Annotated in this window: 13 protein-coding genes; 4 read left to right on the plus strand and 9 right to left on the minus strand. The window is 72.8% G+C overall.

What is annotated here, in order from left to right:
• Window positions 1-3: 3 nt before the first annotated feature.
• The 3 genes from nadD to A8W25_RS10480 all read right to left on the minus strand — a co-directional run bounded on the left by nadD (window position 4) and on the right by A8W25_RS10480 (window position 1,141).
• Window positions 4-624: a nicotinate-nucleotide adenylyltransferase gene (nadD, locus tag A8W25_RS10475; RefSeq protein ID WP_067158895.1), complete on the minus strand. Its 621-nt coding sequence runs from the start codon at window positions 622-624 to the stop codon at window positions 4-6.
• Between the two features lie 38 nt (window positions 625-662).
• On the minus strand, window positions 663-827 hold the full coding sequence (locus A8W25_RS34340) for a hypothetical protein (protein WP_180357169.1): 165 nt from the start codon (window positions 825-827) through the stop codon (window positions 663-665).
• An 89-nt stretch (window positions 828-916) separates the two neighbouring features.
• Entirely contained in the window at window positions 917-1,141 is a 225-nt protein-coding gene (locus tag A8W25_RS10480) for a hypothetical protein (RefSeq protein WP_067158897.1), read from the minus strand.
• Between the two features lie 108 nt (window positions 1,142-1,249).
• Between A8W25_RS10480 and A8W25_RS10485 the strand changes: the two genes are divergently transcribed.
• Window positions 1,250-2,422: a M48 family metallopeptidase gene (locus tag A8W25_RS10485; RefSeq protein ID WP_067158899.1), complete on the plus strand. Its 1,173-nt coding sequence runs from the start codon at window positions 1,250-1,252 to the stop codon at window positions 2,420-2,422.
• Between the two features lie 24 nt (window positions 2,423-2,446).
• On the opposite strand, the gene A8W25_RS10490 is transcribed toward A8W25_RS10485, so the two are convergent.
• From A8W25_RS10490 to A8W25_RS10515, 6 genes are all read right to left on the minus strand, one after another.
• The gene (locus tag A8W25_RS10490; protein ID WP_067158901.1) at window positions 2,447-3,520 is read right to left on the minus strand and encodes a hypothetical protein; all 1,074 of its coding nucleotides are present in this window, start codon (window positions 3,518-3,520) and stop codon (window positions 2,447-2,449) included.
• A 168-nt stretch (window positions 3,521-3,688) separates the two neighbouring features.
• Entirely contained in the window at window positions 3,689-4,273 is a 585-nt protein-coding gene (locus tag A8W25_RS10495; protein ID WP_067158905.1) for a hypothetical protein, read from the minus strand.
• A 108-nt stretch (window positions 4,274-4,381) separates the two neighbouring features.
• Window positions 4,382-5,665 (minus strand): glutamate-5-semialdehyde dehydrogenase, encoded by a 1,284-nt coding sequence (locus A8W25_RS10500; protein WP_067158910.1) that lies wholly within the window; start codon window positions 5,663-5,665, stop codon window positions 4,382-4,384.
• A 169-nt stretch (window positions 5,666-5,834) separates the two neighbouring features.
• Window positions 5,835-6,320, minus strand: coding sequence for a hypothetical protein (locus tag A8W25_RS10505; RefSeq protein ID WP_079125942.1), 486 nt, complete (start codon window positions 6,318-6,320; stop codon window positions 5,835-5,837).
• Between the two features lie 157 nt (window positions 6,321-6,477).
• Window positions 6,478-7,605: a glutamate 5-kinase gene (gene proB, locus A8W25_RS10510; protein WP_199831720.1), complete on the minus strand. Its 1,128-nt coding sequence runs from the start codon at window positions 7,603-7,605 to the stop codon at window positions 6,478-6,480.
• 84 nt (window positions 7,606-7,689) lie between these two features.
• Window positions 7,690-8,817, minus strand: coding sequence for a helix-turn-helix domain-containing protein (locus A8W25_RS10515; RefSeq protein WP_067158913.1), 1,128 nt, complete (start codon window positions 8,815-8,817; stop codon window positions 7,690-7,692).
• Window positions 8,818-9,047: 230 nt separating this feature from the next.
• Here A8W25_RS10515 and A8W25_RS10520 point away from each other — a divergent pair, with 230 nt between their 5' ends.
• The 3 genes from A8W25_RS10520 to A8W25_RS10530 are packed head-to-tail and all read left to right on the plus strand — an operon-like array spanning window position 9,048 to window position 12,344.
• The gene (locus A8W25_RS10520) at window positions 9,048-10,463 is read left to right on the plus strand and encodes an FAD-binding oxidoreductase (protein ID WP_234386399.1); all 1,416 of its coding nucleotides are present in this window, start codon (window positions 9,048-9,050) and stop codon (window positions 10,461-10,463) included.
• Window positions 10,460-11,101 (plus strand): NADPH-dependent F420 reductase, encoded by a 642-nt coding sequence (locus A8W25_RS10525; RefSeq protein WP_067158915.1) that lies wholly within the window; start codon window positions 10,460-10,462, stop codon window positions 11,099-11,101. The genes A8W25_RS10520 and A8W25_RS10525 overlap by 4 nt, the downstream gene beginning before the upstream one ends.
• A 55-nt stretch (window positions 11,102-11,156) precedes the next feature.
• Window positions 11,157-12,344 (plus strand): MFS transporter, encoded by a 1,188-nt coding sequence (locus A8W25_RS10530; protein ID WP_158942475.1) that lies wholly within the window; start codon window positions 11,157-11,159, stop codon window positions 12,342-12,344.
• The last annotated feature ends 103 nt before the right edge of the window (window positions 12,345-12,447 follow it).

Below are 12,447 nucleotides of genomic sequence, written 5' to 3' on the forward strand. Positions count from 1 at the left end.
CTCTCACTCGCCGCGGTAGAGCTGGCGCTTGTCGATGTAGCGCACCACGCCGTCCGGAACCAGATACCAGACCGGGTCGCCCTGCGCGACCCTCGCCCGGCAGTCCGTCGACGAGATGGCCAGGGCGGGCACCTCCACCAGCGACACCCCGCCCTCGGGCAGACCGTCGTCCGTCAGTATGTGGCCGGGCCGGGTCACCCCGATGAAGTGGGCGAGCGAGAACAGCTCGTCCACGTCACGCCAGGTGGTGAGGATCTGCGAGAGCGCGTCGGCGCCGGTGATGAAGAACAGGTCCGCGTCGTTGTTGAGGGCGCGCAGGTCCCGCAGCGTGTCCACGGTGTACGTCGCACCGCCGCGGTCGATGTCGATCCGGCTCACCGAGAACTGCGGGTTGGACGCGGTCGCGATGACCGTCATCAGATACCGGTCCTCGGGCGCGGAGACGTTTTTGTGGCTCTTCTGCCACGGCTGCCCCGTCGGCACGAACACGACCTCGTCCAGATGGAACTGAGAGGCCACCTCGCTGGCGGCCACCAGGTGTCCGTGGTGGATCGGGTCGAACGTTCCGCCCATCACGCCGATGCGCCGCTTGACCGGACCGGTAGGCACTTCCTGCTCTCCCATGCGTGCAGAGCCTACTGGCCCGGTGGAAACGCCCCGACTCAGCGGTCGCGGTTGAAGCGCGTGGTGATCCACAGCAGGAGCAGCAGCGCGAACAGGGCGCCGCCACCGGTGACGTACGGGCTGAGGCTTTCGTGGTTGCCGCCGTGCTCGGTGCCCTCGGCGAGGGTGACCAGATGCGTGGCGGCGGTGCTGGTGAGGCTCATCGTCAGCAGGACCTATCCGGGAGTCGGAGCGGAGACTTCGGGCACATCGTATGCGGGCCGCCCGGGCACTCTCACGCCGACTCAGCCGTTCAGTCCTTGACGACGCCCTCCGCGTCGGGGCTCGCACCCCGGCTCGGCTCGCCGTCCGACCCGGCGGCGACCGCGTCGCCACCGCCGTTGGAGCGGTAGCCGCGCAGCAGCAGCCAGGCCAGGCCGCCCGCACCGAAGATCGACACCAGCAGCAGGATCCGCAGCACATTGCCGGGTCCCTGCTGGTCCGAGGCGGCGGCGAGAAGCGTGACGGCATCCGTCATGGCAGGTGTCTCCTTGGTTATCCACAGGCCCCCGCCCCACGGTAGCCCCACCGCCTAGGGTGGATGTCGTCAGGGGGACGAGCCGAGACTCTCAGACAGGGGGACACCATGACCGATGACATCCAGGACAGCGTGCCGAGCAGGCAGCGCCGACGCTTCCCCGGGATCTCCTCCCGGGCCTATGAACACCCCGCGGACCGGTCGGCGCTGGTGGCGCTGCGCAAGCTCAGCGGCTTCGACACGGTCTTCAAGGCGCTCAGCGGGCTGCTGCCCGAGCGCAGCCTGCGCCTGCTGTTCCTCTCCGACTCCGTGCGCGTGAGCGACGCCCAGTTCGCGCACCTCAACGCCATGCTGCGGGACGCCTGTTACATCCTGGACCTGGAGAAGGTCCCCCCGATGTACGTGACGCAGGACCCCCGGCCGAACGCGATGTGCATCGGCCTGGACGAGCCGATCATCGTCGTCACCACGGGCCTCGTGGAGCTGCTCGACGAGGAGGAGATGCGCGCGGTCGTCGGCCACGAGGTGGGCCACGCCCTGTCCGGCCACTCGGTCTACCGCACGATCCTGCTCTTCCTCACCAACCTGGCGCTGAAGATCGCCTGGATCCCGCTGGGCAACGTGGCGGTGATGGCGATAGTGACGGCGCTGCGGGAGTGGTTCCGCAAGTCGGAGCTGTCCGCCGACCGGGCCGGACTGCTCGTCGGCCAGGACCTCCAGGCCTCGATGCGGGGCCTGATGAAGATAGCCGGCGGCAACCACCTCCACGAGATGAACGTGGACGCGTTCCTGGAGCAGGCCGAGGAGTACGAGGCGGGCGGCGACCTGCGCGACTCGGTCCTGAAGATCCTCAACGTGCTGCCCCGTTCGCACCCGTTCACCACCGTGCGCGCGGCCGAGCTGAAGAAGTGGGCCGCGAGCCGTGACTACCAGCGTCTGATGGACGGCCACTACCCCCGTCGTGAGGAGGACAAGGACACCTCGGTCTCCGACTCGTTCCGCGAGTCCGCCGCCTCGTACGCGGAGACGGTCCGGACGAGCAAGGACCCGCTGATGAAGCTGGTCGGCGACATAGCCGGCGGCACGGCGGACCTCGGCGGCAAGCTGTACGGCAAGTTCACCGGCGCGGGCTCCGCCTCGCGCGCCTCGGACCGGCCGGCGGACGGCGGCCCCTCGGACGGCGCCCCTTCAAACGGTGCGAAGGGCGGACCGCAGGACGGGCCGTCCGGTCCGGCGGCGGACGGCGACGGACCGCAGGAAGGGCCGGGACAGGACGCCTAGGAGGGTCCGCGGTGCCCGGGCGGTCTACGGCGTCGGCTGGGCGCTGGTGGCCAGGGTGCCGCAGAGGGCCGCGGTGGCGGGGCCGGTCGCGTACGGATCGGTGCCCGCCGGGCCGGTCGCGCTGGTCCGCTCGCCCGCGAGCAGCGGCCGCAGCTGCGCGGAGACATCGGCCGAGCAGGCCTGCGGCCCGGCCTCCATATAGCTGAACTGCAGCTCGACCCGGTGCAGCCGCAGGTCGTCGCGGTCGAAGCGGAAGTGCAGCTCACGGCGGACGGTGAAGAGCGAGGCCGCCTTGTCCTGGCCGGACGCGGCCGGGCGCAGGGCGTACGTGAAGGTGTGGTCGGAGGTCACATCCAGGGTGTCCCGGCCGGACTCGGCGTAGTGGAAGGTGCCCTGCACCCGCACCTGGGGGTCGGCCAGCGCCACTTTGGCCGGATCGAAGCGCACCAGCCAGCCGGTGGCGGAGTGGCGGCCGTCGTCGGCCGGGTTGTCGATGCTCTGGTCGAACTGGGCGATCAGCTCCGGATCGAGCAGTGCGCGGACCTGGTGCACGGACTTGCCGGTCAGCACCTGGGGGTCGAGGGACGACTGGACCAGATACTCCTTGGCGGTGGTCACACCGGCGATGATCTGGCTCTCGGAGAAGTGGCTGGTCCTGCGGACGGCGGGGAGGTTGATGCCGTCGGCGCCGGTGCGGAACTGGGCGGCCGGGCTGTGGTCGAACAGGCGGGTGACGTCGATGCCGGGGACGACGGTCTGCGGGGCCAGCGGTATCACGGTCATCCGCAGGGGCTCGGCGGCGACGCTGCCGCCACCGGGCTGGTAGGGGTGGCGCAGGCCCATGTACACAGCGGTGCCGAAGGCGATGAAGAGGAGGACGACCAGCGCGACGATCTGTTTGGTGAAGGGCTTGAAGGACCAGCTGGAACGGCTGCGGACCGCGCGCGCGTGCTCGCGCATCCGCTCCTGGGCGGAGAACTCCTGAAGGCGGGCAGCGCGAACGAACGATTCGTCGAAGACGACGGATCGGTACTCGTCCTCACCTCCGCCGGGGAGGCCCTCCGGTGTCCCCTCGGGTGGCTCTCCACGCCCTGCCATACCTTCAGGGTAGGTCGCGGGAGGGGCCGGTAAACGCGCTGCTACGCGACAAGTTCTGACGAGTTCCCACGCGGTTGTGCAGGGCGGGGTCAGAGCAGGGTCAGAGCAGCGTCAGGACGGGGGAAAGTGCTGGTCAGGGGTGGGGGTGGGGGGGAGGCCCCCTCCCCCTCAAGGCCTCCGAGGCACTGCCGGCACAGCCGGTGCCGAGTAGTCCGCCGACGCGGTAGGGCCGACCGTGGCTGGAATGGGTAGCCCGGACTTGTCCACGTTCTTGTCCACGTTGCTGGTGGCCGGGGGGATGGCGGGTTCGCCGCGGCTGCCGGAGGCGCCCCGGTAGACGGCCGCGAAGGCCAGGGCGACCATGCCGATGCCCATGATCAGGGCGAGCAGCCAGGCGACGGGGCGGTGCCAGCGGGCCCGGCCGCGGTAGGGGCGCAGTGCGCCGCCGTGGGGCCCGTAGGGGCCGGTTTCGGCCCCGCCGGGGAAGGCGGAGCCGTAGGCGTCGTGGTCGCGGGCGGGGTAGCCGAAGTCGTCGTCGGGTCCGGCGCCGGCGCGGGCTCTGGCCGCTTCGGCCTCGGCGCGGGCCTGGGCGGCGGCCAACAGCCGTTCCACGGCGCTCGGTTCATGGATCTCGGCGGCCCGTACGAAGTCCTCGTCGAAGACCACGGAGGCGAATGCGTCGTCCGCGCCCCCGCGGTCGTCGTCGGGCTCCCAGCCGTCCGGGAACGGCCTGCCCCCCACGTCGTCCGGCACGGGTTCAGCGTAGCCCCGGCGCGGTCGTTTTGGGCAGGGAGTGGCCGAATCTCCCCCTAGGGCGCCACCTCGGGCGTGCCTTCGGGGGAGGTCTTCGGCCGGTTGCGGCTACCGCACGTGACCGTCGCCGGTGACGATGTACTTGGTGGAGGTGAGCTCCGGCAGGCCCATGGGGCCGCGGGCGTGGAGCTTCTGGGTGGAGATGCCGATCTCGGCGCCGAAGCCGAACTGGCCACCGTCGGTGAAGCGGGTGGAGGCGTTCACGGCGACGGTGGTGGAGTCGACCAGTTGGGTGAAGCGGCGGGCGGCGGCCTGGGAGGTGGTGACGATCGCCTCGGTGTGGCCGGAGGTCCACCGCCGGATGTGGGCGACGGCCGCGTCGAGGGAGTCGACGACGGCGGCGGCGATGTCGTAGGAGAGGTATTCGGTCTCCCAGTCCTCGGCGGTGGCCGCCACGACGGTCGCCTTGGTGGCGGCGGCGTAGCCCTGGACGCGTTCGTCGGCGTGGACGGTGACGCCGGCCTCGGCGAGGGCGTCGAGGGCGCGGGGCAGGAAGGCGTCCGCGATGTCCTGGTGGACGAGGAGGGTCTCGGCGGCGTTGCAGACCGAGGGGCGCGAGGCCTTGGAGTTGATGAGGATGTCGACGGCCATGTCGAGGTCGGCCTGGGCGTCCACGTAGACGTGGCAGTTGCCGGTGCCGGTCTCGATGACGGGGACGGTGGACTCCTCGACGACGGTGCGGATGAGGGAGGCTCCGCCGCGCGGGATGAGGACGTCGACGAGGCCGCGGGCGCGCATCAACTCGCGTACGGAGTCGCGGGATTCGCCGGGGACGAGCTGGATGGCGTCGGCGGGCAGTCCGGCGCCGCCGACGGCGTCGCGCAGTACCCGTACGAGCGCGGTGTTGGACTCGTAGGCGGAGGAGGAGCCGCGCAGCAGGACGGCGTTCCCGGACTTGAGGCAGAGGGCGGCGGCGTCGACGGTCACATTCGGCCGGGCTTCGTAGATGATGCCGACGACGCCGAGGGGCACTCTGACCTGGCGCAGGTCGATGCCGTTGGGGAGGGTGTTGCCGCGGACGACTTCGCCGACGGGGTCGGGCAGGGCGGCGACGTCGCGGACGTCGGAGGCGATGGCGCGGACCCGTTCGGGGGTGAGGGTGAGGCGGTCGACGACGGTCTCGCTGGTCCCGGCCTCGCGGGCCTTGGCGATGTCGAGGGCGTTGGCCTCGACGATCTCCTTGGTCCGCACTTCGAGCGCGTCGGCGATCGCGAGGAGCGCGTCGTCCTTGGCCGAGCGCGGCAATGGCGCGATTTCGGCGGCGGCCGTGCGGGCCCGGTGGGCGGCCTGGGTGACCGGGGACATGTTCTCGTGCGGGGTAGACGCGCTCATGTCCGCAGGGTAGTGCTCCGGGCGGGGGCGTTCCGCACGGATTCCACTCTCCGAGACGGTGTTCTCACGGCTCGGTCGCCGGGCGGCCGGGGGGTGCGGAGCCGGGGCGCGCGGAGTCGGCGCATGCGGTGCCGGGGCGTCGTGGGCCGACGGGTCGAGGACCGGAGCGTCAAAAGGGGTGGACGCCGACGGGTGCGGCCGGTGGTGGTCCGTAGCCCTCGGCGAGGCGCAGGTGGTAGGTCTCGCGGTCGATGACCTCCAGGCCGACGATCTCCCAGGGCGGGAGTTTGGCGGTGGAGCGGTGCTCGCCCCAGAGCCGGAGGGCGACGGCGGCCGCGTCGTGCAGGTCGCGGGCCTCTTCCCAGTAGCGGATCTCGGCGTGGTCGCCCGCGTATCTGCTGGTCAGTAAGAAGGGGTGGTCGTGGGCGAGTTGTTCGAGGCCGCGCCGGACCTCTTTGAGCGGGGCCTCGGCGCCGGAGACGCTGAGGGTGATGTGCCAGAGCCTGGGGGTGTCCCCGGGCTGCTCCCGCTCCTCGGTCTGCGCTATGTCGGCCCCTGTGCCCACGCTGGTCAGGGTCGGCCCGTCCTCCCCCACGGCCCTGCGGGCGTGGGTTCCCCCGACTCGGGGCGCCGCCCCCGGGCGCGCTCGTCTCACCGGCGGCCTCCTGTGATGCTGTGATGCTGTCATGCGACGTAGTGCCCCCCGCGAAGTCACCCCCGCGAGTACCCCGCAACAAAGTTGACCAGTCCGGGCCGGGTCGCGGGGCGGTTTTCGTGAAGGTGTCGGCCCGAAGGCTGGACTTTCAGCCGTTTCAGGGGTGCAGAACGACCAGATCGTCCCTGTGTACGACTTCTCGCTCGTATGCGGGTCCGAGTTCGCGTGCGAGTTCGCGGGTGGAGCGGCCGAGGAGCTGCGGGATCTCCTTGGCGTCGAAGTTGACGAGTCCCCGGGCGACGGCGCGGCCTGTCGTGTCGCGCAGTTCGACGGGGTCTCCGGCACTGAACTCGCCCTCGACGGAGGCGATTCCGGCGGGCAGCAGCGAGGAGTGGCGTTCGACGACGGCGCGTACGGCTCCGTCGTCGAGGACGAGGTGGCCCTGGGGGGTGGAGGCGTGGGCGAGCCAGAGGAGGCGGTCGGCGGAGCGGCGGCCGGTGCGGTGGAAGTAGGTGCCGGTGTCGCGTCCGGCGAGGGCGTCGGCGGCGTGGCTGGCGGAGGTGAGGACGACGGGGACGCCGGCGGCCGCGGCGATACGGGCGGCCTCGACCTTGGTGACCATGCCGCCGGTGCCGACGCCTGCTTTGCCGGCGCTGCCGATCTGTACGTGGGCGATGTCCTCGGGGCCGTGTACTTCGCCGATGCGGGTGGTGCCGGGTTTGCTGGGGTCGCCGTCGTAGAGGCCGTCGACGTCGGAGAGCAGGACGAGGAGGTCGGCGCGGACGAGGTGGGCGACGAGGGCGGCGAGCCGGTCGTTGTCGCCGAAGCGGATCTCGTCGGTGGCGACGGTGTCGTTCTCGTTGACGACGGGCAGGGCGCCCATGGCGAGGAGCTGGTCGAGGGTGCGGTAGGCGTTGCGGTAGTGGGCGCGGCGGCTGGTGTCGTCGCTGGTGAGCAGGACCTGTCCGACGCGTACGCCGTAGCGGGCGAAGGAGGCGGTGTAGCGGGCGACGAGGAGGCCCTGGCCGACGCTGGCGGCGGCCTGCTGGCGGGCGAGGTCGGTGGGGCGGCGGCGCAGGCCCAGGGGGGCGAGTCCGGCGGCGATGGCGCCGGAGGAGACCAGCACTATCTCCTTCTCGCCGCCGCTGCGGGCTTTGGCGAGGACGTCGACGAGGGCGTCGACGCGGTCGGCGTCGAGGCCGCCGGAGGCGGTGGTGAGGGAGGACGAGCCCACCTTGACGACGATTCTGCGGGCCTGGGTCACGTACTGCCTTGCCACTGTCACACCGGGGAATCTATGCCAGGCCGGGGGGTGGGCGCACGGCCGTTTCGAGCGTTGGACGGGCCCCCGCCGGGTGGGGCGGCCCCCTCACCCCCACACCCGCTGCTCCGACTCCTCCCCCAGCGGCGCGTAGTGCTCGGTGAACAGCTTCGCCACCAGTTCGCCGCGGCTGGACACCCGGACCTTCTCGAAGATCGCCTTCACATGGTCCCGGACCGTGTGCGGCGAGAGGAACAGTTTCCCGGCCATCTCGGCGGTTCCCAGGCCGCGCGCGATGTGCTGGGTGATCTCCAGTTCGCGGTCGGTCAGTTCGTACGCCTTCACCATCAGCGGGGCGACCTCGGAGATCGACGCGCGCTCGATCACCACCGCCGAGGCGCCCAGCTCGCCGTCCGCGCCGCGCAGACAGGAGGCGTGGCAGGCCAGCCAGCGGCCGCCCTTGCTGCGCACGCGCACCCGGGCGACGCCCTTGTCCCAACCGGCCGCGATCGCCCGGGCCTTGCTCGCCGTACTGTGCATCCAGGCCGGGACGGACACCCCCAGCGGGGTCGGTGTCGAGGGGCCGGGCACCAGGTCGTCCAGGAGTTCGCGGGCCTCGTCGTTGACCGAAAGGAGACGACCCGAGGCGTCGAAGAGCAGCAGTCCGGGCCCGGGGCCATGGCTCGGGGTCGGCTCAGCGGACGGCTCGGTGAACGAGCGCAGGCGCCGGGCCATCGCCGCCGAGAGCTCCTTCACCACCAGCGCGTCGTCCCCGCCGAACGCCGGTGCCCCCTGCGCGCGGAACAGGCTGACCTGGCCCCACGGATGGCCGCCCACCCGCAGCACGGCGCGCAGTTCGTCGTCGAGGCCGCGCGGCGCCAGGAAGTCGCGGTAGAGCGTGCTGCGGCCGGGCAGTCCGCCGGTGGCCTCGCGCAGCCCGGCCACCGGCAGCGGGGCGCGGGCCAGATCGCGGAACAGGTTGACGTTCTCCGTCAGCAGCTCCGACTCCCAGTAGACCGAGCAGCCCTCCTCGGTGAGGTTCTCCACCCGGATCGGCGAGGTCATCATGCCGGTCACCGGGTCGGTGGCCCGCCACACCGAGGCGTCGTACGGGATGAGGCGGCGCAGCTGCTCGGAGGCGGTGGCGAACAGGGCGAGGGCGTCGGGGGCCGCGCCGATGGCCGTCAGGAGCGTGTCGATGGCGTGGGTGGTGCTCGCGTTCCTGGGCACGGTCACGGGCCGGTACTCCTCGTTCGCCGGCCCTCGCGTGAGGGCGGGCCTCGTCGGGTGCGTCTGCCCCTCCATGGTCCCGCACCCGACGCCCCCGCACACCCCCCTCAGTTGAGGGGGGCGGTGCCGCGGCAACACCTTGATCTCGGGATGTCGCCCGGGCCGCCGCCCGGCCGACGATGGAGCACGGCACGCCAACCGCCCCCCACCCCGCGCCTATTGAGGAGGCACCCACCGTGCGATCCGCCGTGCAGCATCCCCCGCACTTCCACGCCGACCAGGTCGCCGCACTCACCGCCGCCGTGCGCGGGCCCGTCCTGCTTCCCGGGCAGGACGGCCACGCCGAGGAGGGCGCGGGCTTCAACACCCTGCTGGAGCACCGCCCCGCGCTGGTGGTGGGCGCCACCGGGGCGGCGGACGTGGCGGCGGCGGTCCGGTTCGCCGCGGCGCACGGGCTGCCGGTCGCGGTGCAGGCGACCGGCCACGGCGCGGCCCGGGCCGCCGACGGCGCGGTGCTCGTCTCCACCCGCCGGATGACCGGGCTGCGGATCGCCCCGGACCGGGGCACCGCGCGCATCGCCGCCGGGGTGCTCTGGGAGCAGGTGATCCACGAGGGCGCGGCCCATGGCCTGGCTCCGCTCAACGGCTCGTCGCCGCTGGTCGGCGCCGTCTCGTACGCGCTCGGCGGCGGCCTCGCGGTCATGGCCCGCACCTTCGGTTACGCGGCCGACCACATCCGCGGCATCGACGTGGTGACCGCCGACGGCGTGCTGCGCCAGGTCGACGAGGAGCGCGAGCCGGAGCTGTTCTGGGGGCTGTGCGGCGGCAAGGGCAACTTCGGGGTCGTCACCTCGATGGAGATCGGCCTGATGCCGGTGCGGAGGCTGTACGGCGGGGCGCTCACCTTCGACGGGGCGGCGGCCCCGGCCGTGCTGCGCGGCTGGCTGGAGTGGACGGCGCTGGTGCCCGGCGAGATGACCTCCTCGCTGGCGCTGGTCCGCTTCCCCGACGACCCGGCGCTGCCCGCCGAGGTCCGCGGCCGCTTCGTCGTCCAGGTGCGGATCGCGTTCACGGGCGCGGCGGCCGAGGGCGCCCGACTGGTCGCGCCGCTGCGGGAGTTGGGAGAGCGGGTGCTCGACACCGTACGGGAGATGCCGTACGCGGACGTCGCCTCGATCCACGGCGATCCGACCGAGCCGTACACCTACCACGAGCGCACCATGATGCTCGGCGAGCTGGACCGGGCGGCCGCCGGGCGGCTGCTCGCGGTGGCCGGGCCGGACTCCGGCTGCCCGCTCGGCCTGGTCGAGCTGCGCCACCTCGGCGGGGCGCTGCGGCGTCCGGTGCGGCACGACAACGCGGTGGGCAACCGGGACGCGCGCTACTGCCTGCTCACCGTCGCCCCCGGCCCGCGCCCGGCCGGACAGGGCCCGGACGACCTGCTCCTGGACCGGCTCGCGCCCTGGGCGACCGGCGGCAAGTACCTCAACTTCCTCGACTCCTCGGCCGGCGACGACCACGTCCGGGCGGCCTTCACCCCCGAGGCCTACACACGGCTGGCCGCGCTCAAGGCGCGGTACGACCCCGCCAACGTGTTCCGCGTCAACCACAACATCGCCCCCGCGGCGCTCCCGAGCGGGGTGCCGGCGTGAGGGTCGGGGTGATCGGCGCGGGGCCCATGGGCCGGGCCGCCGCGCGGCAGTTCGCGCTCGCGGGCGAGACCGTACGGCTCGCGGACCGCTCCCCGGAGCTCGCGGTACGGGCGGCGGCCGCCGCCAGCGCGGGGACCCGGGGCCGCGTCGAGGCCCATGACGTCGACGGCGTCCTGGAGGCCGAGCTGATCACGCTCGCCATGGGCACCGACGACACCCTCGCCTTCGTCACCGAGCACAGCGCCGCGCTCGCCGGGAAGATCCTCATCGACACCACCAACCCGGTGGAGGAGGCCGGGGCGGCGGCGCTGGGCCGGGCAGGACCCAGCATGACCGAGCTGATCGCCCGGGCCGCCCCGCAGTCCTCGGTGGTCAAGGCCTTCAACACGGCCTGTGCGGCGACCCTGTTCGCCGGCCGGGTCGACGGCGCCCATCTCGACGTGTTCGTGGCGGGCGACGACTACAGCGCCAAGATCCCGGTCATCGAGCTCATCGACCGGGCGGGGCTTCGCGGCCTCGACGCGGGCGATCTGCGCAACGCACAGGTCCTGGAGCAGATGGCGCTGCTGTGCATGGAACTCATCGAGCGGCTCGGCCTGGGCCTGGGCGCCGGGATCAAGCTCCTTCCCGACGGGTGACCCCTCCCCGACCAGGCCGTCCCCGCCCCTTCCCCGCACACTCCAAGGAGTCACCGTGCGTCTGCGACTACTCGTCCTCGCGTTGGGCAACTTCGCGATGGGCGTCGACACGTTCATCATCGCGCCGATCCTCGACCCCATGGCCGACGACTTCGGCGTCTCCCGCACCACCGCGGGCTGGCTGATCACCGCGTTCGCGCTGGCGTACGCGATCGGCGGGCCGCTGCTCGCGGCGGCCACCGGGCACCGGCCGCCCCGCCAGCTGCTGCTCGGCGCCCTGGGCGTCTTCGCGGTCGGCAACGCGCTCACCGCCGTCGCCGGGGACTACTCCTGGGCCATGGCGGGGCGGGTGGTGGCCGGTGCCGGTGCCTCCATGTACACCGCCAACTCCCTCGCCGTGGCACGGGCGATGGTGCCGCCCGAGCGGGCCGGACGGGCGGCGGCGCTGGTGGTCGGCGGGCTGACCGCGGCCATCGTGCTCGGTCTGCCGCTGGGCGCCTGGCTGGGCGACGAGGCGGGCTGGCGCGCCGCCCTGTGGCTGGTGGTGGGGCTCACCGCGGTGGCCACCGTCGGGATCGCGGCGACCGTGCCGCAGCTCAAGGGCCAGGCCGCGACGACCCTGCGGGCCCGGCTCGCGCCGCTCGGGCAGCCGCGCGTCCTGGTCACCCTGATCGCCACCTGGCTCTGCCTGAGCACCAGTTGGACCGTCTACAACTACATCGACGAGGTGATGGACGAGGCGACCGGCGGCGACGCGGGCCGCACCTCGCTGATCCTGCTCTGCTTCGGCATCGGGGCGGTCTCGGGCAATCTGCTCACCGGGCGCCTCACCGACCGGATCGGGCCGGTGCGGACCATCACGGTCGCCGCCCCGCTCCTGGTCACCGCGGCCACCCTCACCCCGCTGCTGTCCAAGTCACTGGCCGCGGGCATCGCGATGGCCGTCGCCTGGGGCGTGTGCCACTGGATGATCAACGTGCCGCAGCAGATGCGCCTGGTGGCCACCGCCCCGCAGTCCGCGCCGCTCCTGCTCGGCCTGCACCAGAGCACGATCTACATCGGCATCAGCACCGGAGGGGTGGCCGGGGCCGCCGGCTACTCCGCCGACGGCGCCTCGGGCGTCGGCTACGCCGCGCTGGCCGTCGGGGTGGTGGCGCTGGGCATGCTCGCGCTCTCCCTGCGGATCAACCGGCCGGCCGCCGCCCCCGCGACGCCCGCTCCCGCCGCGGCCCCGGCCCGCTAGACGGCCGCCTCCACGCGTACTCCACGGGCCATCTGAAATCCTTGCCGAAGACGTTCCGCCCGGCCGCCGCATCGGCCGGGCCGGAATCGCGTCTGGCGGCGGC

Source organism: Streptomyces sp. ERV7, assembly GCF_001653515.1.
Taxonomy (GTDB): domain Bacteria; phylum Actinomycetota; class Actinomycetes; order Streptomycetales; family Streptomycetaceae; genus Streptomyces.

Excerpts from the sequence above, each read along its gene's own strand:
- nadD (WP_067158895.1), bottom strand. The coding sequence starts at position 624 with ATGGGAGAGCAGGAAGTGCCTACCGGTCCGGTCAAGCGGCGCATCGGC.
- A8W25_RS34340 (WP_180357169.1), bottom strand. The coding sequence starts at position 827 with ATGAGCCTCACCAGCACCGCCGCCACGCATCTGGTCACCCTCGCCGAG.
- A8W25_RS10480 (WP_067158897.1), bottom strand. The coding sequence starts at position 1,141 with ATGACGGATGCCGTCACGCTTCTCGCCGCCGCCTCGGACCAGCAGGGA.
- A8W25_RS10485 (WP_067158899.1), top strand. The coding sequence starts at position 1,250 with ATGACCGATGACATCCAGGACAGCGTGCCGAGCAGGCAGCGCCGACGC.
- A8W25_RS10490 (WP_067158901.1), bottom strand. The coding sequence starts at position 3,520 with ATGGCAGGGCGTGGAGAGCCACCCGAGGGGACACCGGAGGGCCTCCCC.
- A8W25_RS10500 (WP_067158910.1), bottom strand. The coding sequence starts at position 5,665 with ATGAGCGCGTCTACCCCGCACGAGAACATGTCCCCGGTCACCCAGGCC.